The 21,500-nt window shown below is 44.9% G+C and carries 24 protein-coding genes; 3 read left to right on the forward strand and 21 right to left on the reverse strand.

Annotated elements, in window-relative coordinates:
* Positions 1–98 precede the first annotated feature (98 nt).
* A complete protein-coding gene (locus tag ACN6MV_RS27140; protein WP_042131010.1) occupies positions 99–464 on the forward strand; it encodes a DUF2614 family zinc ribbon-containing protein in 366 nt (121 codons plus the stop codon).
* A gap of 124 nt (positions 465–588) precedes the next feature.
* On the opposite strand, the gene ACN6MV_RS27145 is transcribed toward ACN6MV_RS27140, so the two are convergent.
* From ACN6MV_RS27145 to ACN6MV_RS27240, 20 genes are all read right to left on the reverse strand, one after another.
* Positions 589–2,304 (reverse strand): glycosyl hydrolase family 18 protein, encoded by a 1,716-nt coding sequence (locus tag ACN6MV_RS27145; RefSeq protein ID WP_419886821.1) that lies wholly within the window; start codon positions 2,302–2,304, stop codon positions 589–591.
* A gap of 317 nt (positions 2,305–2,621) precedes the next feature.
* Positions 2,622–3,053, reverse strand: coding sequence for a Fur family transcriptional regulator (locus tag ACN6MV_RS27150; RefSeq protein ID WP_042131011.1), 432 nt, complete (start codon positions 3,051–3,053; stop codon positions 2,622–2,624).
* 126 nt (positions 3,054–3,179) lie between these two features.
* A complete protein-coding gene (locus ACN6MV_RS27155) occupies positions 3,180–5,090 on the reverse strand; it encodes a DUF4097 family beta strand repeat-containing protein (RefSeq protein ID WP_419885250.1) in 1,911 nt (636 codons plus the stop codon).
* A gap of 47 nt (positions 5,091–5,137) precedes the next feature.
* Positions 5,138–5,608 carry a GNAT family N-acetyltransferase gene (locus ACN6MV_RS27160; RefSeq protein ID WP_339288116.1) on the reverse strand — a complete coding sequence of 157 codons (471 nt, stop codon included), beginning with the start codon at positions 5,606–5,608 and terminating at the stop codon, positions 5,138–5,140.
* A gap of 188 nt (positions 5,609–5,796) precedes the next feature.
* Positions 5,797–7,242 (reverse strand): Asp-tRNA(Asn)/Glu-tRNA(Gln) amidotransferase subunit GatB, encoded by a 1,446-nt coding sequence (gene gatB, locus ACN6MV_RS27165; protein WP_042131013.1) that lies wholly within the window; start codon positions 7,240–7,242, stop codon positions 5,797–5,799.
* Positions 7,243–7,253: 11 nt separating this feature from the next.
* Positions 7,254–8,711 (reverse strand): Asp-tRNA(Asn)/Glu-tRNA(Gln) amidotransferase subunit GatA, encoded by a 1,458-nt coding sequence (gene gatA, locus ACN6MV_RS27170; RefSeq protein ID WP_042131014.1) that lies wholly within the window; start codon positions 8,709–8,711, stop codon positions 7,254–7,256.
* A 27-nt stretch (positions 8,712–8,738) separates the two neighbouring features.
* Positions 8,739–9,026 carry an Asp-tRNA(Asn)/Glu-tRNA(Gln) amidotransferase subunit GatC gene (gene gatC / locus ACN6MV_RS27175; RefSeq protein ID WP_042131015.1) on the reverse strand — a complete coding sequence of 96 codons (288 nt, stop codon included), beginning with the start codon at positions 9,024–9,026 and terminating at the stop codon, positions 8,739–8,741.
* Positions 9,027–9,182: 156 nt separating this feature from the next.
* Complete coding sequence (locus ACN6MV_RS27180; protein ID WP_419885251.1) at positions 9,183–10,340, reverse strand: DUF4179 domain-containing protein; 1,158 nt, start codon at positions 10,338–10,340, stop codon at positions 9,183–9,185.
* A gap of 24 nt (positions 10,341–10,364) precedes the next feature.
* Positions 10,365–10,868, reverse strand: a complete 504-nt coding sequence (locus ACN6MV_RS27185; RefSeq protein ID WP_419885252.1) for a sigma-70 family RNA polymerase sigma factor — start codon at positions 10,866–10,868, stop codon at positions 10,365–10,367.
* 338 nt (positions 10,869–11,206) lie between these two features.
* Positions 11,207–11,590 carry a hypothetical protein gene (locus ACN6MV_RS27190; RefSeq protein ID WP_042131017.1) on the reverse strand — a complete coding sequence of 128 codons (384 nt, stop codon included), beginning with the start codon at positions 11,588–11,590 and terminating at the stop codon, positions 11,207–11,209.
* 244 nt (positions 11,591–11,834) lie between these two features.
* Positions 11,835–12,605: an ABC transporter permease subunit gene (locus ACN6MV_RS27195; protein ID WP_042131018.1), complete on the reverse strand. Its 771-nt coding sequence runs from the start codon at positions 12,603–12,605 to the stop codon at positions 11,835–11,837.
* Positions 12,602–13,516: an ABC transporter ATP-binding protein gene (locus ACN6MV_RS27200; RefSeq protein WP_042131019.1), complete on the reverse strand. Its 915-nt coding sequence runs from the start codon at positions 13,514–13,516 to the stop codon at positions 12,602–12,604. Before ACN6MV_RS27200 ends, ACN6MV_RS27195 begins: the two co-directional genes overlap by 4 nt.
* Positions 13,516–13,707 carry a PLDc N-terminal domain-containing protein gene (locus tag ACN6MV_RS27205; protein WP_042131020.1) on the reverse strand — a complete coding sequence of 64 codons (192 nt, stop codon included), beginning with the start codon at positions 13,705–13,707 and terminating at the stop codon, positions 13,516–13,518. Before ACN6MV_RS27205 ends, ACN6MV_RS27200 begins: the two co-directional genes overlap by 1 nt.
* Before the next feature lie 52 nt (positions 13,708–13,759).
* Positions 13,760–13,972: a hypothetical protein gene (locus ACN6MV_RS27210; protein WP_042131021.1), complete on the reverse strand. Its 213-nt coding sequence runs from the start codon at positions 13,970–13,972 to the stop codon at positions 13,760–13,762.
* A complete protein-coding gene (locus tag ACN6MV_RS27215) occupies positions 13,969–14,304 on the reverse strand; it encodes a YxlC family protein (protein ID WP_042131022.1) in 336 nt (111 codons plus the stop codon). The genes ACN6MV_RS27210 and ACN6MV_RS27215 overlap by 4 nt, the downstream gene beginning before the upstream one ends.
* Complete coding sequence (gene sigY / locus ACN6MV_RS27220; RefSeq protein WP_042131023.1) at positions 14,291–14,836, reverse strand: RNA polymerase sigma factor SigY; 546 nt, start codon at positions 14,834–14,836, stop codon at positions 14,291–14,293. Before sigY ends, ACN6MV_RS27215 begins: the two co-directional genes overlap by 14 nt.
* A gap of 77 nt (positions 14,837–14,913) precedes the next feature.
* Positions 14,914–15,129 (reverse strand): hypothetical protein, encoded by a 216-nt coding sequence (locus tag ACN6MV_RS27225; RefSeq protein ID WP_042131024.1) that lies wholly within the window; start codon positions 15,127–15,129, stop codon positions 14,914–14,916.
* Between the two features lie 185 nt (positions 15,130–15,314).
* A complete protein-coding gene (locus ACN6MV_RS27230; RefSeq protein WP_042131025.1) occupies positions 15,315–15,944 on the reverse strand; it encodes an MBL fold metallo-hydrolase in 630 nt (209 codons plus the stop codon).
* Between the two features lie 4 nt (positions 15,945–15,948).
* On the reverse strand, positions 15,949–16,515 hold the full coding sequence (locus ACN6MV_RS27235; protein WP_419885253.1) for a thioredoxin family protein: 567 nt from the start codon (positions 16,513–16,515) through the stop codon (positions 15,949–15,951).
* Positions 16,512–17,126, reverse strand: coding sequence for a DedA family protein (locus tag ACN6MV_RS27240; protein WP_042131027.1), 615 nt, complete (start codon positions 17,124–17,126; stop codon positions 16,512–16,514). The genes ACN6MV_RS27235 and ACN6MV_RS27240 overlap by 4 nt, the downstream gene beginning before the upstream one ends.
* 635 nt (positions 17,127–17,761) lie before the next feature.
* Between ACN6MV_RS27240 and ACN6MV_RS27245 the strand changes: the two genes are divergently transcribed.
* Both ACN6MV_RS27245 and ACN6MV_RS27250 read left to right on the forward strand, forming a co-directional pair.
* Positions 17,762–18,064: an autorepressor SdpR family transcription factor gene (locus ACN6MV_RS27245; RefSeq protein ID WP_042131028.1), complete on the forward strand. Its 303-nt coding sequence runs from the start codon at positions 17,762–17,764 to the stop codon at positions 18,062–18,064.
* 2 nt (positions 18,065–18,066) lie between these two features.
* On the forward strand, positions 18,067–18,720 hold the full coding sequence (locus tag ACN6MV_RS27250) for an SdpI family protein (protein ID WP_419885254.1): 654 nt from the start codon (positions 18,067–18,069) through the stop codon (positions 18,718–18,720).
* Here ACN6MV_RS27250 and ACN6MV_RS27255 read toward each other — a convergent pair.
* Positions 18,709–21,141, reverse strand: a complete 2,433-nt coding sequence (locus tag ACN6MV_RS27255) for an O-antigen ligase family protein (RefSeq protein WP_419885255.1) — start codon at positions 21,139–21,141, stop codon at positions 18,709–18,711. The genes ACN6MV_RS27250 and ACN6MV_RS27255 overlap by 12 nt on opposite strands.
* Positions 21,142–21,500 lie beyond the last annotated feature (359 nt).

The raw sequence follows: 21,500 nt of genomic DNA on the forward strand, positions 1-21,500 counted from the left end.
CGTCCAGTCAGTTATAATTCAGTTATAATTATTATTCTACATATGAAAGACAGTTCCTTCTGGACAACCCAACTATATTTAGTTAGGAGCAAACACTCATGAAGTTTAAAACGGCTAAGATCAACGCTTTTCGCACATGGGGATTACTGCTCACAATGCTCGGAATGGGACTTATGGTTTTGGGTACAGCAGGCATAGTATTCTGGGGATCAACCGGAAAAGTATTCGCTGGAATCGGACTTGTAATCGGTTTAATTTCCATGATGTCAAGTCTTGCGATCTATTTCTGGGCTGGCATGCTGTCAACGAGCGCAGTTCAGCTAGAGTGCCCAGAATGTCACAAGCTAACCAAGATGCTCGGCAAAACAGACCGCTGTATGTTCTGCCACACCATCCTTACTATGGATCCGGCAGAGGCCAATATTACAGCAGAACAGCTTGAGCAGCAGCAACTTAACCACTAAACACATCTTACACAAGTTCATTACTAGCCAAGTATATGTACTCTATTAATGTTTCACCAAGCATTACTTAGAACAAAAAAGGGCCCCATTCGGGGCCCTTTTCGTTATTATCTAAGATAAAAAATTATTCATGGATTCCTTGTAATGCTTCCCATGCGGATGGATTACTAAAGCTGCGATTCCATGACCCAATGCCTCCAAGCCCCATGGACTTAGCAAGCTCAACTCTTGATTTTAAGCTCACCTCATCTTCTATCCATATTTTCTTAAGAGCGCCATCTTCCTTGTATTCTACGTAATTCTGCCCAGCATCCTTATCAAATGTCGGGGTTAGCTTCTTCTCTTTAATAATTTTTTCAACGGCATTCATACTAACCGATTTAGAGCTTACCTTTGTCTTGCCATCTACTTGAGCCTCAGTCCAGATGCGGGTGTACAATGGGATCCCCAGAGTCACCTTCTCAGGCGGCACATTGTCCTCCTCTATGATCCGGCTTATTGAATTCTCTACCCAAGGTAAGGAGGCAACAGAGCCCGCGATAGGGCTAGCCGCCCAATGTTCATCATATGCCATCACTATCAGATAATCGACTAATGTCCCAAGAGCCTTGCGATCAAGGAACGCAGACCACATCTCGCTATTGGATTTAGGTGTCACGTCTATGGAGACGATTAGATTCTTAGCCTGAGCCATAGGCTTTAACTCTCTCATAAATTGAGTGACATTCTCTCCGTCTTTCGTATACACATTCTCAAAATCGATATTAATTCCATCCAAATTATATAAATCCGAATATTCTAAGATCTGAACGATTGCATTCATCCGTTTTTCATAGGTAGACAATGCCTCAGTAGTCATGTCTGGATCGAAGCTATTGCTGAGCAGTCCCCATACCTCTAACCCGCGCTCATGTGCCCACTGCACATATGCACTGTCGGCCTGACTGCGCACATTGCCATCACCATCGATAATACTGAACCAGGTTGGGCTAGCCACATTGACGCCTGGTAGCTCACCGAAGGTTTCTGGGTTAGGTTTGCGTTGGTAAACAGCCTCCCAATACAAATTCACTGACTTCCCTTTCCAGTTACGTTCAGCGCGTGTTGGCGTGGATTTTTTTGGTTCCACTGTCTTTTGACCATCCGGAATAATGTCACTTGCCTTGGCATAACCTGCATACCCGCTGCTTAATTGTACAAACAGCCAGTCCTTATTTTCCTCATTCCAAATATTCACGACTGCCCCAGGAGACATATCCGCAACGATAGGTGCGTGAATAGATGCCTCATTTCGAAGAGCTACTGACTTGCCTCCTTCTTCACCTTTAACTTTCCCAAGCGAGACAGTCTCTCCTGCCGTCATAAGTAGTATTGCGCCAGTATTTGTATCCTCCTGAATTTCAAACCCATACAGATCTTCTAATACATCCGCGGGAAGGTAGGTTACTTTCTCCTTCACTTCAGGCGCTAACCGCAGCTGTAATGGACGATTGTTCAGACTGGCATCAGTATTACTCTCCTGCATGTATAGCAGCTCGCTATCCGTTGATAATATGACCGATTTCGTCTTCTCTTCATAACGAATGGACGGATCCACATACTCTTGCAACAACGGTAATGGTAACAACATGCTATCCCCAGTCCCACTGGCAGAATAACCTGTGTGCTCTCCTTTTACAAATATGGGATGCTCTTGAGCTTTCCAGTCCACATCTATGTGCTGACGATTTGGCAATACATAAAATACTATCCAGTAAGCTGCAGCTGCAATAATTAAAAGTCCAAACAAGCGTCTAAAAAAACCTCCGCGCTTTTTAACGCGTCTATGTCCCTGTCTTATGTCCAAAATATATCCTCCAGATAATGAAATAATTTTTAATAGAGTCTAACATTACGATTATAACATCCACTTGGTTTCGTATAACCAGTATAAAAAAGTCATTATTCCTATAAAATGTTATATCCAAGAAGAAATGACGTTGTCGTCCTTAATAGATGACAAGCGTTTCTCGTAGAGAAATAAAAGGATAATGCATAGTGTGAAACTTATATGTTCTTATATTTTCAAAAAATAAAAACGTGAGTCCTCCGCTTTCGGATTTCTCACGTTTATTGTGGTAACTTGGCAATATTGCCTTGACACATTCTATTCTAGTCCTAATGCTGCTTCTCTCTACAACATTCGCAAATTCCATGCAGCTCCATACGCAATCCTGTAATCTTAAAGCCTGTAGCTTGCTCAGCATGCAGCTCTACATCCCTAAGTGAAGGATAACTGAAATCCTCAATCTTACCGCATTGCTGACATATAACATGATAATGATCAGACACATTAGCATCAAAACGACTGGAGCTATCCCCATAGGTCAACTCACGAACCATACCTGCTTCCATAAACATCTTGAGATTATTATATACGGTTGCTACGCTCATGCTCGGAAATTTAGGCTCTAATGCCCGATATATATCGTCAGCTGTAGGATGATTCATTGCTTCCATCAAATACGTAAGAATCGCATGACGCTGGGGCGTTATACGGACACCTGTTGTTTTTAATTGTTCCAATGCATGTTGTACGCCACTCCCCATGACTGTCACCGCCTTTTGAATTTAAAAATAAAAGAAATATTTCTTATAATTGTAAGACTGGGTTTTTAATCTTGTCAACGGAGTCGATAAATTATATTCATTATTATATAAGAAAAATTACTTTTTTCAATAACCTCTAACATTTAAGTTGCTGTTTCCCTCAACCTGAACTTTGAATTCACCTGTGCCCACTTCACCAGATATCTTCTTCTTATCAATGGTTAAGCTAGGTAAATCCGAAGTGATATCACCATATCCACTAGAGCCATTCAACTTATAGTTCCCTAAAAGCGGCAAATACAAATGGATATCGCCAACTGCGCTATAAATATCCCAGTCTCCTCCGACTTCCTGTGAACGAACATCTATGATGCCATTCAGGGATTCTGCATGCAGCTTCGATCTGGCTCCATCAATCTCTAAATTACCATTTTTGCTGGAAATATCAATCTCGGCTTCATTTCCGATTGCACCGATATTGCCAACTGCCGTTGATAATTTCAAAGCCCCTGTAACGTTCCAAGCATTCATGTTGCCACCGCTCGTCGATAAATCAACGCTGCCCTGGACAGATCTGGCACGCACAGCTCCATTCAGTGTTTTCCCCTTCACATTACCAAAGACACGATGAAGAATAAGTTCTCCATTTCCTGTTTCAAGTGAAATATCTTCAATCGCTTCTATGTTCTGCAAGGTGATCCCGCCATTCATTGTACGAACATCAAGGTTAAACCGACGATCTTCCGGCAAGGTAATGTCTAGATCCATTCGCGGCTGACGTTTGCCGGATTCTCCATACGCCTTACTATTCGAAGTGATTTTTATGGTCGGTCCTTCAACAACATCCACAAAGGATTGTTCCGAAATGGCTTCAGCCATCGGCCCCTCCAATTGATCTATCCAGATTGTAGTTGTAATTTGAATGTTATCTACCGGAGCACGATGCAATAAAACATCACCATTAATACCATCAATGGATATTTTGGCCGTATTTAATTCGACGGGAACTATAATCGGAGCCTTCTGAAATTTGCTGCCCTTAGCCTCGCCATAGTCCACTGCTGCTGCAGTAAAGTTAAGACTGACATTTTTCCAGAGATATAAGTAATGCTCTTGTTCCGCAACGATAAACACACTAACAGCAAGCACTATAGCAGACAAAAGACCGCGTAAGTCCAATCTGATTCTTGTTCCCTTTTGTACTGAGCCTGAACGACCAGAGAAGAAATACATGATCAAGAACTCAATCCCCCATAACACTGGGATGACTGGCCACCACTTCAGGAGCAGAAGCATATAATCGGTTCCGTCTCTCCAATCCAGAAACAACGGGATGGCAATAGCAATCAGCAAGACCGATGCCGTATACCTTCCTACACGCCGGTTATGAGGCTCATTTTTTTTGCGCCAAACGATTCCTCTAACAATCTCTCTCGTTCCTATATATAGACCACCACATAATAAAACGGCAGCTACGGTCACTTCGGAGTAATGCTCAATAAAGAACTGCAGCCAAGCTGGCTTTTGGCGAAACAGAATAAGTAACGCTCCCCCTAAGAGAAGCAGAAATCCAAAGGATATGCCAGGTTCTGTGACGATACTGCGACGCTTTGGAGATGTAGTTACTGTTGCCGCAGGATCATCAAGCTCTTGATCTTCAGGGTAACGAATAATCTTGTCCGCTGATTGAAGCACATCATATACATTGTAGAAATATATCGCCGGAATAATTAGTGCAAGTAAAATAAGTAACGGTACATTAATCTGCATTCCTATGGATGAAAAATACAGTAACGCCGAAATATCCAATAGAATCAAGAAGATAAAGGTTATTCCTTTGCGGAGAAGCCCAAAGTACAAATGTCCTGTTCCTGGGATGAGAGCTGCCAATAGTCCAGCGATAAATTTGCGTTTGCGGGGACGCCGTTTCGGACGCGGAGGAATGATCTTCTTCTGTATCTCATTCTCCGTAGTCTCTAGGTCGACAGAACCCTCCTGCTCTTCCTGCGCCGCGAACGTTGCAGAGTCATTCGTCATATTCTGGACTCCTCCTTTCGTAAATACTTGTCTGTGCATACGCTTCTTCAAAGTAAACCACTCCGGTAAAAGTCAATCAATTCCACGCCGGGGGCAACCTCCTGCGACCCAGTAGGCACAAATCCATGCTTTCTGTACAAAGAAACGGCAGGCAAGTTTAGTTTTCCCGTAGATACGATGAATTGCTCCATCCCTGAAAAATGTTCGAATACATATTCCAAGAGTCTGCTAGCAATACCTCTACGAAAAAAGTCCGGACCTACCATCATTCGTGTAATCGTGAGTTTGCCTGGGGATTCCTCCTCTATAGCAATCGCACCCATCAGCTCTTCCTCTTCATCGAAGCAGCCATAAAAGCCCTCTTTAGAGTGGCTGAGCATCTCTCTCGTCTCCATAAGTGGGGGGATCTCACGAAACCCTATTAACTCCGCTTCCAGTCGGTAGGCCTTGTGCTGGAGGCTCCATAGTTCATTAACGGTATTATCATCCTGCAGATTAAGCTTAATAATTGTATTCATCCCTACCAGTCCCCTTATATGCCGCGAAAGGCCTGCCGTTGCCGACAAGCCCTTTGCTTATTACATAAGTATATTACCCCGAATATAAACGCCCTCAGCGTCCTTTTATGGACGGCAAGCGTTTCTCGTAAAATATAAGGATAAAGTATAGTGTTAAACTTATACTTTCTTATATTTCTGATAAAGGCTTAGTTGCCCAATACCTCGATCAGAAGTTTATTCGCTAGACCTGGATTAGCCTTGCCTTTACTTTCCTTCATTACTTGTCCTACAAGGAAGCCAATGGCTTTCTGTTTTCCTGCTTTATAATCCTCAACAGATTGCGGGTTAGCAGCTACGACAGCTTCCACAATTCCTTTAATGGCACCTTCATCGCTGATTTGTACCAGACCCTTCTCCTCAACGATTGCCGCAGGCAACTTACCGCTCTCTAGCATTTCTTTAAATACCGTTTTAGCGATCTTACTGCTGATGGTTCCGCCTGCAATAAGGCCAATCATTTCCCCGAGCCCTTGCGGCGTAATCTTGACCTGAGACAATTCCAGGTTATTACTATTCAAATAAGCCAGCAGATCACCCATGATCCAGTTTGCAACAGCCTTGGCATCCTGCGTATAAGCAAGGCAACCTTCGAAAAAGTCCGCTAACGGTTTAGAGGACGTAATCACGCCAGCATCATAAGCTGTAAGGCCCAGTTCTTCACTATAGCGAGCTTGTCTTGCGTCCGGCAGTTCCGGGATCGTCGAGCGAATGGATTCTTTCCAGGCATCGTCAATATGTAGTACGATCAAATCCGGATCTGGGAAATAACGATAATCGTGTGCTTCTTCTTTACCACGCATAGATAAAGTTTTTCCTTGCGCTTCATCCCAGCGACGAGTCTCTTGCACAACTACTCCACCATCATCCAGGATCTCAGCCTGACGATATTGTTCATACTCCAGTCCACGCAGCACACCACGGAAGGAGTTCATGTTCTTAAGCTCTGCTCTAATGCCGAATTCCTCTTGTCCTTCTGGGCGTAGACTGATGTTCGCGTCACAGCGCATCGAGCCTTCTTCCATCTTGACATCAGACACATCACAATACTGCATGATCGCACGGATTTTCTCCAGATAAGCACGGGCTTCTTCTGGGGAGCGTAAGTCTGGCTCGGATACGATTTCGATAAGCGGCGTTCCCACCCGGTTGAAATCGACGAGCGACGCAAACCCACCATCTACGTGCGTCAGCTTACCTGCATCCTCTTCCAAATGAAGACGAGTAATACCAATCCGTTTTGTTTCTCCATTCACTTCAATGTCGATCCAGCCGTTCAAACCGATAGGCTGATCGAACTGCGAAATCTGATAGGCTTTCGGAGAATCCGGGTAAAAATAATTCTTACGGTCGAATTTACTAACATCACCGATGGTGCAATTCAGCGCCATTGCTGCTTTCATAGCGTAATTTACCGCTTGTTTGTTGAGTACTGGCAATACGCCGGGGTGACCCAGGCAGACGGGACAGGTATGCGTGTTAGGCGGGGCTCCAAATTCAGTGGAGCATCCGCAAAAGATTTTGGAGTTGGTATGAAGCTCTACGTGAACCTCTAAGCCGATGACCGTTTCGTATTTAGACATAAGTAATTCCATTCCCTCCTTTACTACAGCTGTGGACGCTGCTTGTGATGATCTGTATTTTGTTCAAAAGCATGAGCAACACGCAGAATCGTGCTCTCGTCAAATTCTTTACCGATAATTTGTAGACCAACTGGCATACCTTCTGCAAAGCCGCATGGAACGCTAACGGCAGGAATGCCTGCCAAGCTCACAGGAATCGTGAGAATATCGTTCAGATACATGGTCAGCGGATCTTCAGTCTGTGAACCTAATTTGAATGCTGTCGTAGGCGCTGTTGGGCCGATAACCACATCATATTTTTTAAAGATGTCATCAAAATCCTGTTTAATCAAAGTACGGACTTTTTGTGCTTTTAAATAATAAGCATCATAATACCCGGAGCTCAGCGCATAAGTCCCTAGCATAATACGGCGTTTCACCTCAGGGCCAAAGCCGCGACTGCGGGAGTTTTGGTACAGATCGAGCAATCCTCCACCTTCATCTACACGTACGCCATAACGCACACCGTCAAACCGTGCAAGGTTAGACGAAGCTTCCGAGGAAGATAGCAAATAATAAGCCGCTACTGCGTATTCCGTATGTGGTAATGAAACTTCCTCCCAGACAGCACCCATTCCCTCCAGCACCTTAAGCGCCGACAAGACCGTCTCACGAACAGAAGCATCGACACCAGCTCCCAAGTATTCCTTAGGTACAGCGATACGAAGACCGGAAACATCACCAGTCAGTGAACTCAAATAATCAGGAATTTCTACCTTAGCTGAAGTAGAATCCTGTGCATCATAACCAGCAATAGCTTGAAGCACATATGCAGAATCTTCTACATTACGTGTAAGCGGGCCAATCTGATCAAGAGAGGAGGCAAAAGCCACCAGTCCATAACGTGATACAAGACCGTATGTAGGTTTGAGACCTACGACGCCGCAATAAGAAGCAGGCTGACGGATGGAACCCCCAGTATCCGAACCAAGTGAGAAGAACACTTCACCTGCAGCTACAGCTGCAGCAGATCCACCACTAGAACCTCCAGGAACACGTTCAAGATCCCAAGGGTTACGCACAGGTCCAAAGCTGGAGTTCTCGTTAGATCCGCCCATCGCGAATTCATCCATATTCAATTTACCGATCGTTACAGCATCTGCCTGTTGCAGTTTAGATGCTACAGTTGCGTTATAAATCGGCTGAAAATTATTCAAAAATTGGCTGGCACAAGTCGTGCGCAATCCTTTAGTTACAATATTGTCCTTGATTCCGGCAGGAAGACCAAACAGCAGCCCACGTGCTGCTCCAGATGCCAGTTTGTCGTCCAAAGCGCGTGCAGTGCTACGAGCGCCCTCCTCGTTCAAGGTCAAAAATGCATTTACTTTCTTATCCCGTTCAGAGATAATCGCTAGCGATTCTTCAGTCAGTTCACTGACTGATACTTCTTTAGCAGTCAACATACGATGTACTTCTGGCAATCGATTTTGAAACAGGCTCAAGATTCTTCCCCCTTTCTAATTATGTAGTTATTCCAAAACAGCTGGAACCTTGAAATGTCCGTCTTCATCATCCGGCGCGTTAAGAAGTGCTTCCTCTTGCGTTAAGCTTTCCTTCACAACATCATCCCGCATCACATTACTGACCTGCAGTACATGCGTGGTTGGCTTCACATTCTCCGTATCTAGCTCATTCAACTTCTCAGCATATTGTAAAATAGCATTCATTTGTTCTGTAAAGGTTGCCTCTTCTTCCGGGCTCAATTGCAGACGAGCCAGCTTGGCCACATGCTGCACATCTTTAACGGTAATGCTCATAAGTTAAATCCCTCCTGTTTAAAGGGCTAAAGCGCCCGGATAACGTTTTTAATTATATTGTAGAAACTTGGACAATTCAATGATGGGCTGTAAAACAAACGCTCCTTTATCCAAGTGAAGGGGATTCCAACACTTTTTAAAGGAGCGTTTCATTCATTATCGTATAGGGATTGTCATTTCCAGCTGTAGAATATATTCGATTGCCGGGTAACCGTTACTGTCCAGTAAATTTCGTTTATCGCTTCCCTCACCAATATATTTGTAGAGATATGGTTTGACAGTTAGTGCTTTTACATCCCTTGGCAACGGCACAATATTAATATCCTCTTTAAGACTATAATGGATTGCATCATCTACCTTCTTCGAATCTGACCAACCATTGCTACCATTCACATATTTCAACAAGTTGCCTTTATCATCGTAGAATTCATAATAGATTGCCAGGTTGTTTGTATCTGTTAGGTAAGTATCAGGAATATCACCCACGGCTTGAGTACTCATTTGTATTTGTGTGGTTGCCGGAGTCTGAGTAATCTTTTCGATAATGGTCGTTACATGATTATAGGTTCGACTGATTCCGGGCTGCTGAACAATATTATGACTCGTATCCTTCTTTACAGGGATTTCAATTTGAAAATCATCCTCCATTCCGGACAGCCGGCCTTTCACTGTCATTTGGAACTGATCCGGTAAAGTAGTTCCCCCCTCATCATAGGATTTCTCTGAGAATTGCAAAATTAACGATTGCTCATCAGTCCCGGGAGAAATAATAATCCCAATATTGTGTTTAAAAGAATTCTCTATTTCTTCCCCAGCGTTTAGAGGTTGTCCATCAATGAATACCCGAAGATCCTGAACAGATTCAGTGAATGCTCCCTCTTCACCTTCACGTGTCAGCGCTACAGAAAGCCGTGTACCATCATATATAACTTCACTAGCACGGATAGTAACACCTTGAACTTCGTCGCTTTTATTAATTGAGGTCGTTAAGCCTTGGCGACTCGCTGCTTGAAGCCCCATATCACCAGCAAACTCAAAAATACTATTTACTAAGGGGATACGTTCGAGCGACCTAGCGAGAGCAGGAGAAGCAAAGCCGCTTCCAAGCACGATAACTCCTAAAACTAGAGCTACCCCAAATCCAATCGCTGTCCGCTTCAAAATATTAAATTTGTACATAGGCTTCGTTATTTCATCCAACATCGCATACGTTTCCTCTTGGCGTTGGCGAATCACAGTCGGTAGCTCATTTGCCGGGAGAAGATTCATATTTTTCAAAAGCAACTCAAGCTGTTCCGATGTTCTCTTCTTCATGTGTTTCTTCCCTTCTAAATATCATTAGAATCCATTCAATAAGCTTTTTCTTGCCCTATAGAGACGCGATTTAACTGCCGTTTCGGAAATATTCAGAAGATCTGCAATCTGCCGAATAGGCATATCCTGAAAATAATGCAGCGAAATCACGGTCTGCAGCGGAGTATCTAGCCGCTCCACTGCTTCTCGCAACTCGATTTTTTCGTATTCTGCATCGGAGGAATGGCATTCCAGAGCCGTAATGGTATCTCCAACTCCCACGATATTTGTCTGTTTGCGCTGAAGCTTGTGACACTCATTTATAAGAATTCGAATCATCCATGTCTTGAAAAATTCCGGCTGTCGTAAGCCTTGGATAGACCGATAAGCCTTTAATGTGGCTTCCTGCATGGCATCTGCGCAATCCTGATCCCTGCCCAAAATAGATCGGGCCATGCCATACATTTCAGGTTCAATCTGCCGGCACAGCTGAATAAAAGCTTCCTTATCGCCTTTTCTCGCTTTTTGAACAGCGGTTATCATCTTCACTAGAGGTTCTCCTTTATATAGGTTAAAGCGCCTATACCGCAGATCTGCATTCTCGTATTCGGCTCTCAATAATTTAGATACATAAAATTGGCAGTTGGTTGTACCCCGAAAAAATAAAAATGAGCGTTCGAAAATTATAAAGAAGGAATTAAAAAAGTTTTTGAAAGTGATGTGTCCATTCAGGGGGGTTATGATGAGGTGGAATTCTCTTTATGACACAAGTAAAAACGCCTTCGGGGTCCATATAAGGACGCTAAGCGTTTAAGGGAGAAATATAGGACATAAAGTATGGTGCTTTCTTATATCAAAACAAAAAAGCCGGCTTGCGCCGGCCTTCCTTAAATCCAAGCTCTAAGATTCACTTGTTTAATGAAATCTGCTTGGGACATGCTTTCAGTTGACGTTGTTTCCGTCTCTTCTGTATCCATATCTTCACCGTTCATCAAATGATGGAACAGCTTCTCATTGTACGTGGACAAAGCATAATCAATTAACGCTTCATGCGTTGCTCTTTCAGCCTCAGCTACTAATAAATGTTCTTCCGCCTCAATGTCTTCAGCCGGAACATAAAAGTTCCTGTTGGCTTCCGGTACACGTATAACATAGTCAAACGCATTATCGGGATTGCGGTCGTAAGCAATTAGGTAGCCGTATTCCCCGATAGGAAGACTCTGCTCAAAAGCGTCCGCAACAATGACAATCTTTTCTCCTAAACGCAGCATCGCCCTACCTCCTGACCCCAAAATCTATCATGATTTTGCTTGTTTCAACAGTCTACTAAAAAAAGATAGAACTGTCTAGCAGTAGTCCGGGTGATCCTGAAAATTCTACCAAGCAATAACGCCTTCGGCGTCCCCTAAGGACGATATGCGTTTATGCGAGAAATACAAGGATAATGTATAGTGTGAAACTTATACTTTCTTATATTTTAAAATATACTATATTCGATACCCCACAGCTTAATAATCAGTCGGGAAAGTTGTTCTTCCTTGTCAAAAATGAGGCCACAGCAAGGCAAATCATGATCAATATACTGGCAGACAGATATGGACCTGCTCTAAAACCTTCTCCATCTGTTAGAATTCCTGCTGACAGTCCGGAAAGCCCGGCGGGTGTCCAGTCAAACCATGTAGGCAATAAACTTAAACCTAGTGAAAATCCAGCCATTAACGCCAATGCTAGAAATGCGGCTACTGGAGGTCTTAAAAAGGCACTAAACAACAAAGTAGTCGAGACAACACATAATAGCCACAAACCATACACTCCAGAAGCTACGATAACATTGCCCCATGATAGTGAGCCAATTAGCTGTTCCGTGTAGTATCCAGCACCCGCTGCACCCAGTCCAAGAGCAACAACAAGCAAGGTCAATTGGGCTGCCCATTTAGCGAACACAATTGCTGCCGGAGAAACGGGTCTTACTAGAATTAACTCCATAGTTCCGCTATAACGCTCACCCGCTAAAGTGTTCATAGAGCCAAGCGCCAACACGAGCATCCCAATCGTTCCATACTGTCCTAGAGCTTGCGCCATCACAATTGCGGCACTCGGTATTTCATAACCCTCCAACAGACCCGGGGGCACATCACCTGAGGCTTTTAATATTTCTGGCAAATAATAAGTACTTAAGGGCTGCATAATACCTAAGATGATGAACACGACAGGTATCCAGATTAGCTTATAATTACGAGCCATCTCGAGCATTTCTTTTCGATAAAGGATCCATGTGCTGCTCATACGCCCACCACCTTCATAAATAAATCCTCTAATGTGGAAGAACCTGCTTCAAATTGCAGCAATGGAACTTCGAGCTGCGCCGCTTCGTGCAAAATCGTCCGGCGAGCCATTTCTACATCGTTCACATTAAAGACGGCATGATCTCCGAACAACTGAGACTCCAGTACAAATGGCTTGGAGGCAAGAGATTCCAGCCACTGAATGGCTTCTTTGTGCTTCTCGGTACGTAAACGAATAACAGGAAGACTGTATTGTGAACGAAGCTGCGATAAAGACCCCTGCTCAGCGATGAGTCCATGATTCATTAAAATAATATCATCACAAATCTCTTCTGCATCATGCAGCACATGTGTGGAGAAGACTACCGTTGTCTCTTCACGTATTTCTCGTAGCAATTCCATTACTTCCCTGCGGCCAATCGGATCAAGTGCAGATACAGGCTCATCAAGCAAAAGAAGTCGAGGGCGATGCACAAGCGCCTGTGCGAGACCCAGCCGCTGCTTCATCCCACCGGAATAGCCACCAATCTTGCGACGAGCATCGTCTTTGAGGCCTACACGCTTAAGCGATTCTAATGCGCTGGTTGTCGCTTCTTTAGTGCCCATCCCACTAAGCTTTGCAGCAAATACTACATATTCCTGTCCAGTCATCCACCCGTAAAAGGCCGGTGACTGCGGAACATACCCTAATCCCTTGCGATATTCTGATCCAGGACGGCTCCCCTCAAAAGAAATTATTCCAGAGGTAGGTTCTAAAAGTCCAGCCAGCATACGTAGTGTGGTCGTCTTTCCAGCACCATTAGGCCCCAGCAAAGCTACACACCGTCCTTTTTCAATCTCAAAGCTTATATCCTTTACGGAAATAAACGCCCCAAAGCTTTTGCGTAAATTTGTAACTTGAAGGAGTGACATTAGACATCTTTCCTTCCTATCGTAAAGTAAGCTATGCTGCCTAGCATATTTCCAAAAATAATAATGATGATCCACATCCATTTTGGGCCACGCACGCTATCGGCTTTGGCTAATGAAATCAAACCGATAATTGCCAGTAAAGCCTGTAAAATGATCAACGGCATAATTAAACCCCAATTTACATCTTCCATGAAGTACCACTCCTTTAGTGTTATGAAAGGAACGAGCTCATATTCTAGACTCTTATAATTTCTTCCTCCTACGTCTTTCCGGTAGAATGACAACAAGTAAATAGACCAGAGCGGGAGACGGTACTGTAGTAATAGCCCATAGTCCCCAGAACCAAGCTTTTCTTCCGCGTCGTCTTGCGTCCCGGAACAAAAACGTGCCTTGCAGCATTAAAAGAACAGCAATCAATAACCATAACCATAGAGGTACATCTTGCAGTTCATTCATTCCTGTGCACCTTCTCTATTCCTCCTGATCCTCGCTATCCCTAGAGCACTGAGTCCCGCAATAGGAATGATCGCTTGAATAATCCAGTAGATCATCGGAGCAGAACCGAGAATGGATAGAAATACGCTGATCAGAATCAACGATATCCCCCAGAATAGCAGCAGCTCTTTACGTTCCATGCTCTTTCTATGCACAGAGGCATCAACCATTAACCTCTCCAGTTCCTGTAATGAAGGTGGTGTGATGTCATTATATTGTGCATCTAACCGGTCAAGCTCATCTGCAAGCTTATGCAAATACAACTCAGGCTCCTTATCTTTATCCTTCTCCATCCTCATTCAGCTCCTTTCGTAGTTGGTTAAGACCAAGCGATACACGCGACTTGACTGTGCCTGAAGGAATTCGCATGATTTCACCGATTTCATCGTAGCTATAGCCATAATAATGCTTCAGTAACACAGCTACCCTTTGTGCAGAAGGCAATCTGGAGAGGGCATCCAGCACTCCACTCCATTCCTCCCCCCTGCTCTCAAACCGCCACCGAATCGAACGTATCCCCTGTTCCTGTTGCTCGCGCTGCTTCCACTCCGCCTCACGCTTCCAGCGTCGCTTTCGATCAATGAATATTCTGGTAGCTATTGTGATTAACCATGAGGAAAACGAAGAGGTTCCGTTATAGGTGTTGATTTTTTCCATACATCTGACCATAGTGTCCTGTACAAGATCCTCTGCCAGCAACGGGTCCATAGTCACCTTGATTAAATATTTAAATAAAAAAGTATAGTGTTCTTGCAGCAGTGAAGACAGTGCTGAAGTATCTCCCTGCTGTGCCCGTCTGATTCTCTCCAGCGACTGATCGCTCATCTGCCCCTCCATTCAAGATTTCGTTCCTATATTTGTAGTACGAATATGTATTGTGAATCGTTCACTTTGCTTAATAATTATTTTTTGAGATCCCACAACTTGCGCCGCCAGGGCTGAATGATCCCATCCCTTGCCGGAAAACGCCAAAAAAGCGACGCACTTCTGCACTCGCCCCTTGAATTCACTTGTACTTCCATGTAATCCACACTGCCCTCTTGGAGCAAGGATTCACCATAATTAACTATGGAATCATACCAACCGCAGTCCAACGGGTAGTATATATTCTTCTCCATTCTACTTCCCTCCATGCTTTTAAGCCTATATGAAGACAAAAAAAGAACGCAAACCGGGATTAATTCCGCAGTCTGCGTGCTTCGCGAGGTAAATGTTACATTTAATTAACCTCATTGTAGTCCTTTTGTAGTCTTTTGTCTATCATAACTTCCTCGGTTTTTGTCGGTTCTACTAGAACCAACGTCTATTGAGGAACATAAGGGTTGCGAATCTTTTCAAAGCCAATAGTTGTCCGTGGGCCATGCCCTGGATAAACCTTCACTTCATCATCCATTTTGTATAGCTTGCCGCGAATAGAATCGAACAGATCTCGTTCCCGACCACCGGGTAAATCTGTGCGTCCAACCCCCATTTTAAACAGTACATCACCGGAGAACAGATCATTTCCACAAAGGAAACTTACACTGCCTGGAGAGTGACCAGGTGTATGGTACACACGGAAGGTGTGTCCGATGAACTGCAGAACTTGTCCTTCTGCCAGATCATATTCCGCAGGATCTGTAGTTAAAGGAGATGACACTTCCGGCCACATTAGTGAACCGTTCAGCTTGGGGCTGCTTAGCCATTCACTTTCAAGTGGATGTAAATAAACAGGGCATTTCTTAGCTTTACGAATTTCGTCTACACCGCCCATATGGTCAAAATGCGCATGTGTCAACAAAATAGCTTCGATTTCCATCCCTTCGATACTCCGCACTAATGCAGCTGGATTCATACCGGGATCTATAATGATACCCTTCGTAGGATCCGCACCTGTCAGCAAATAGGCATTCGTCTGAAGCGGACCTAGATTAAATGAACGTATATTTAACATCGGTCTAGAATCCGGAAATCAGACTACGCAGTTCTTTTGCGATAACTGTCTGATATTCCGTTCCTTCCCCATAGGCTTGCCCCATGGCCTTACGTGCTTCTGCGATTTTGCTGTCGTAATCAGCGGCCTCACGATCAGGATTGTCACGTTTGAACTCTCTCATAATACTCTGCACATGCTCTGGTCTAGGACCCCAATGTCCGAGCACATATCCGCCGGTGTCCGCAAAAATCACAACAGGGACAGATCTTCCACCCATGGTCAAGAAATCATCCATAAGCTCCGGGTTCTCTTCCAAAATGAATACCTCTGTCTTCATTCCTGCGGTCTCCAGAATACGGAATACAGCAGGAACGTTGCGAACTACGTCTCCACACCAATCCGCTGCAAGAATAAGTACCCGCAAATCGTCGCGATGGTTCAGACTTTCGAAAAATTCCTTATCGCTCTCATCTTCCCAATTAAACTTCTCATACCAGGATTCAAAAGCCTGTTGATTCTTCGTCATACTTTCTACGAATTGGCGCGGTGTTAGGCCTTTTCCAAACTTATGAGCTACATTCCGCTTCATTTTGTAGTCCCCTTTTTCTTGGATTTGTACCATTTAAACACAAAGTAAATGATGATCAGAGCGATCGCTACAAGTATAATTTCGTTGGTATACTTAGCTGCTACTTTGTCAATATCTTCCCACTTATTCCCTAAGGTCATACCCAAATATACAAATAACGCACTCCATGGAATAACAGCAAGCGTAGTCAGCAAAGTGAACTTACCTAAAGGCATTTTCGATATCCCGGCTGGAACGGAAATGGCATGGCGAACAACGGGAATAAAACGTGCTGTAAAGATTACGCCAGTCCCGTATTTATTGAACCACTCTTCTGAATGGTCAATATGCTTCTTCTGAATAAAAATATATTTCCCGTATTTCTCCAGAACAGGTCTGCCACCATAACGACCAATCCAATATACAAAAATCTGTGCGATGACTCCGCCAATCGTACCGAATAAAACGGCACCAAAAAAGTTAATATCTCCACTCCATACTAAAAAACCACCGAAAGCCAGTACAATTTCACTCGGAATGACTTCAATCATAAGTCCGATCATAATCCCAAAATACCCAAGACTCTGAATCCATTCAAACAATGTCGAGATCAGATCAGAAATAAAATGCAACCGTACTCCTCCTCCCTTTTCCGCAGAATATGGCTATGTATCAAGCGTAAACATCTTCGGCATCTATATTAAGACGCTAAGCGTTTAAACGAGAAATATAAGAATATAAAGTATTGATGCTAAACTTATGCTTTCTTATATTTTCAAAAGCTCTGCCGCTCTGCTCTATTTTCCAGTTTCTCTTAGCCTATTCTAGCACAAGCAACCTTATCACATCTACTTACAGCGGCAAGGCCGTCACCCTATTTCGATCCTCTCTTAAAAAGAGTTGGAGCAACACGTATAACCCAAAAAGGTGTGCACTTCCACCAATAAAGATGGAAATGGACACCTTTTCAGCTAAAATCTAAGAGCTAACAATTATTAGAATTTCAAGAAAAAACATTACCTTGTTAATAAGCGGTCCATCCAGCATCATGTGTCCACTCCACCTCTTGTTTGATTCGATCTATTTATCGAGTACATGCCCACAGTTAGTATTAGCATGGACAGAGGTTCAAACGCCGATAATTTCTAAGATTCGATGACACTTTTGTTTGCAGTTATAAGGAGGCGAATACACATTGACACATCATATAATAAATGGTTATTATATATTTAGATAATTACCTAAATATCGAAAGGCTGGGTGGAACATGAATGAATCTTTCAAAGCACTAGCTGACCCTACCCGTCGCCAAATCATTCGGTTACTAAAGGAGAAAGACCGAACCGCAGGTGAAATTGCCGATTTTTTCAACATGTCTAAGCCAAGCATTTCTCACCATCTGAATGCACTGAAGCATGCCGATCTCGTACAGGATGAAAGAAAAGGTCAATTCATTATGTATTCATTAAATACGACGGTTCTCGAAGAGGTTCTTGGCTGGATGCTTGAGCTAACAGGTACGGGAAAGCAAAGTCGTCAGAATACTGATTCTGAGAAGGAGGCTGATTGACGATGAAGGATTTTAAATGGAGATGGCAAGATACGCTGATCGTAGTCTTAGGTTTAGCTTCACTGTCTTACGCTTTAATCAATTACGGCAAGCTCCCACAGGAGCTGCCCGCGCAGTGGGGAATTACGGGTAAGGTCAACCGGTACTGGGATAAAAGTATAGCTATTCCCTTGTGGGGTATTTTAGGCATTGTGCTTCCGCTGATCATGCAGTTCACCCGCAGCATCGATCCTAAACGGGAAAATTACAAGAAGTTCGAAAATGCCTATGCCATGAGCAGACTTGCTATTGGTGTGCTTTTTAATCTAATGCTCGTGCTCACGGTTGCTTACGGTCTGGGTAAAGATATTAATGTGGGCAAAATTGCTATAGGAGCTGTCGGAGTGATGTTTATTGCGCTCGGCAACTACATGCCACAGGTAAAAGATAATTATTTATTCGGTGTTCGTACAGCCTGGACGCTCTCCAGCCCAGAGGTGTGGCGAAAAACACATCGCCTTTCCGGGAGAATGTGGATGGTCGGTGGGTTGCTTATTTTTGGGGGAGCCTTCTTGAGCGGAGTCTTGTCTCAGGCTCTTATTATTACAGCACTTGTGCTTGCTATTATTGTCCCTGTCCTGTATTCCTGGATCATCTCGCGTCAGTTAAAATCTTGAAGCTAATACACTAAGCCGCCGACTAAGGTCGTCGGCTTGTTCTGTCATATGGAACTTTCGATCATTATGCTGCTCCCCTTTGCTAGCCTCGAATTCCACCAACACTCTATACTGCCGCAAAAGCTCATTCCCCGAGGCAATACAGTTCATAGCTTCCTTTCGATTCCCTTCCGCTAACTTTTTCCGGCCCATCATAAGCATGCCTTCAATCCCTTTGACCCACTTCGCATTGTTGTATTTATCTAGTCGAAGACTTCGGCGTACCCAATATAGTGCAGCTACCGGATCATCACTGTACATCCACCGTCCAGCCATTTCCCAGCTCAAACCTGGATTCTCTGGAGAGTATTGCAAGCTCTGCCGGAGTATTCTCACGCTCTTTTCGCCCGTAAGCAGCCTAGATAATACTATAGCTGTTCTAGAAGACCGAGGATTCCACGCTAGTGATTGTTGCAGCAAACTAACCTTCTCCAAGGAATCAACCGTCTGAACTGCTTGCCGGTAGTACCTCTCTCCTTGGGCGGCCTGAAAGGACAACACGAATAGCACGAGACAAAAGGAACCGGCTACAGTAATGAGTAGCCCGCGAAAATATGGGTAGACGGAATTAAGCCGGTTCGCGAATGCGGAATCCATGGTCTGCATATTCACGGACGTAGAATGCATGGTCTGCAAGTTCGCGGAAGGCGAGTGAGCTGGCGGCAGGGTCGCGGATGCGGAATGAGTTATGAGTGAACTTTTGGTTATAAAGCGGGTTGTCGCTGATTGATATTCCTGCTTATATTCAGCTAGCGCAAGTGCTGGCAGCCAAAAAAGCAGCAGCCAGATTAATCCGTAGCTCCAGTCAAAATCGACTGCGCTGTGTAGAACGATAACCAAAAATGGCGGCAGCAGCCGCGGCACGCTCTTAGCCAGCAGCCAGCCTGCTGCTAGCAGCATAAGCAGTATGGCTGCAAGGCCGACAAATCCTAGGTTCAACAGGATGTCGAGATAACCGCTATGCACCTGGCTGCCTACATAGGGGCGAGACTGGGCGGCGAGGTATGAGCTCCGCCAAGTCTCGCCCCCGCGCCCCAGCCAAGGTGCCTCTGCCGCCAGCCGCCAGGCGTCGCGGTAGAACAGACCACGCGCGGATACCGTCGATGACGGTCCGGTGATCCGCTCGCGCACGTGCAAGAGGACGGCGGTGCCCGCCGCCGTCCAACCTGCCGCCGCCAATGCCAGCATGGCGGCTCGGGCACTGCCCGCCGCACTGCGCTGGCGGCGGTACAGCCATAGGCCGGCTAGCAGCGCGCCGGCCCAAAGCCCGGCCAGCAACAGCAGGCCGGGCAAAGGCTCTACCGCCAACCCGGCACGGGCCAGTTGGCGGTAGAGCAGCGCCGCGGCGACCATAGGCGCGGCGCCAGCGGCAAGAAGCGGCGCAATGAGCTGCCGCTTCAAGAGCAAGACGGCGGCGCAGGCGCAAGCCGCCGTCAGCCACGCGCCGCGCGACTCGCTGAGGAGCAGCGCGGCGGCGTACGGGAACAGCGGCAGCAAGCGCAGCAGCGCGGCGGCCGTGCTTACCGTTTCTAGCTGCTCCACACCTACGCGTCCATCCCCTACGTTCACGCTTACCGTTTCGCACTTTGACCATTTCTTTTCGCTCCTACGTTCCACCTCTACGCACTTTGAACCTGTCTCGTTACTCCGTAGTCCTTCCCCAGCATACTCTTGCCCTGTCTGTTTACACTCTCGCCCAATCACCCGCTCTCCTGCTACCCGCTTCTTCGCACTCTTCTGCGGAGTTACATAATAAGCAGCGGCAGCAAACAGCCGCTCCAGTAGAAAGATAGCCATCACAGCTCCAAAAGCATTAGGATATTCCATCACCCCTGCTAATCTGGCACCTGTGATGCTTACTTCCGATGAATTACTATAGGCTACAGCAAAAGGTAACTCTACCACCCCGCACACTGCCAGCAGAGCACTCATGCTTAAGAACATACCCAAAATGGACCAAGACGCAATGATAAGCTGACGCCCCACCCGATTCAACGCGCAAAAACAAACCAAAAATGCAAAGCTGGCATACAAGCCCCAACGTAACATTTCATTCATTGTTCCCTGTGCCGAAAGAGGTTCTCCTAGCCAATGAATCAGATAGAGTGATAGAACTAGCAAAGGTACGATCAGAATTATTCTCACAACTATGGGTACCCCACTTATTCCCCACACGCTGCCTCTCCACTTCCCCACTCCAATGTACAAATAAAGCAAAATCGCAGAGCACATCACAAACCATAGGACCAGAAAGGGATACATCTCCTCCGTAAAAAAAAATCCCCGCAGCAAACAAGCTCCTACTCCGGCTGCGATTACTAAGGCTGCACTAAAATATATGATTAATGAATCCAGACTCCGCGCTTTGTTAACGTTCCACATATAGATACCCCTGTAATCGTTAAGTTATCTTTATCCTTTCCACATTTCCCCTTTGCAAAACTAGAATACAAAAAGGACGATACCTCTCCACGAAGGAGCTGCACCGCCCTAATGCTCAACATGAGCTATTTAGTTGTAAAAAGTACAATAGATCTGTTTAATTCGCTGCCTAGTTTCATTTTAATTGTATTATGTGCAACCGTTTCGCGAAAATACCGCCAAATACGGAGTATTATTCGTTTTAGAGTGTACAAAGTGCAATTAAATCCTTAAAAAGTAGCTTCAAAGCATATTCTGTTGCACAAAATACAACTAAATTACCTCGCCTTAACAGCCCACTATCTTTTACGATTCCAATT

It is taken from the genome of Paenibacillus sp. B-A-8, from assembly GCF_048572915.1.
GTDB lineage: Bacteria > Bacillota > Bacilli > Paenibacillales > Paenibacillaceae > Paenibacillus_AQ.

Bases quoted from the DNA above. Each gene is read 5' to 3' on its own strand.
- ACN6MV_RS27155 (WP_419885250.1), bottom strand. From the start codon at position 5,090: ATGACGAATGACTCTGCAACGTTCGCGGCGCAGGAAGAGCAGGAGGGT.
- ACN6MV_RS27140 (WP_042131010.1), top strand. From the start codon at position 99: ATGAAGTTTAAAACGGCTAAGATCAACGCTTTTCGCACATGGGGATTA.
- ACN6MV_RS27195 (WP_042131018.1), bottom strand. From the start codon at position 12,605: ATGAGCAGCACATGGATCCTTTATCGAAAAGAAATGCTCGAGATGGCT.
- ACN6MV_RS27235 (WP_419885253.1), bottom strand. From the start codon at position 16,515: ATGAAGCGGAATGTAGCTCATAAGTTTGGAAAAGGCCTAACACCGCGC.
- ACN6MV_RS27250 (WP_419885254.1), top strand. From the start codon at position 18,067: ATGAAGGATTTTAAATGGAGATGGCAAGATACGCTGATCGTAGTCTTA.
- ACN6MV_RS27205 (WP_042131020.1), bottom strand. From the start codon at position 13,707: ATGGAAGATGTAAATTGGGGTTTAATTATGCCGTTGATCATTTTACAG.
- ACN6MV_RS27180 (WP_419885251.1), bottom strand. From the start codon at position 10,340: ATGAAGAAGAGAACATCGGAACAGCTTGAGTTGCTTTTGAAAAATATG.
- ACN6MV_RS27255 (WP_419885255.1), bottom strand. From the start codon at position 21,141: ATGTGGAACGTTAACAAAGCGCGGAGTCTGGATTCATTAATCATATAT.
- ACN6MV_RS27200 (WP_042131019.1), bottom strand. From the start codon at position 13,516: ATGTCACTCCTTCAAGTTACAAATTTACGCAAAAGCTTTGGGGCGTTT.
- ACN6MV_RS27150 (WP_042131011.1), bottom strand. From the start codon at position 3,053: ATGGGGAGTGGCGTACAACATGCATTGGAACAATTAAAAACAACAGGT.
- ACN6MV_RS27210 (WP_042131021.1), bottom strand. From the start codon at position 13,972: ATGAATGAACTGCAAGATGTACCTCTATGGTTATGGTTATTGATTGCT.
- ACN6MV_RS27215 (WP_042131022.1), bottom strand. From the start codon at position 14,304: ATGGAGAAGGATAAAGATAAGGAGCCTGAGTTGTATTTGCATAAGCTT.
- ACN6MV_RS27245 (WP_042131028.1), top strand. From the start codon at position 17,762: ATGAATGAATCTTTCAAAGCACTAGCTGACCCTACCCGTCGCCAAATC.
- ACN6MV_RS27230 (WP_042131025.1), bottom strand. From the start codon at position 15,944: ATGTTAAATATACGTTCATTTAATCTAGGTCCGCTTCAGACGAATGCC.
- gatB (WP_042131013.1), bottom strand. From the start codon at position 7,242: ATGGAATTACTTATGTCTAAATACGAAACGGTCATCGGCTTAGAGGTT.
- ACN6MV_RS27225 (WP_042131024.1), bottom strand. From the start codon at position 15,129: ATGGAGAAGAATATATACTACCCGTTGGACTGCGGTTGGTATGATTCC.
- ACN6MV_RS27160 (WP_339288116.1), bottom strand. From the start codon at position 5,608: ATGAATACAATTATTAAGCTTAATCTGCAGGATGATAATACCGTTAAT.
- sigY (WP_042131023.1), bottom strand. From the start codon at position 14,836: ATGAGCGATCAGTCGCTGGAGAGAATCAGACGGGCACAGCAGGGAGAT.
- ACN6MV_RS27190 (WP_042131017.1), bottom strand. From the start codon at position 11,590: ATGCTGCGTTTAGGAGAAAAGATTGTCATTGTTGCGGACGCTTTTGAG.
- gatC (WP_042131015.1), bottom strand. From the start codon at position 9,026: ATGAGCATTACCGTTAAAGATGTGCAGCATGTGGCCAAGCTGGCTCGT.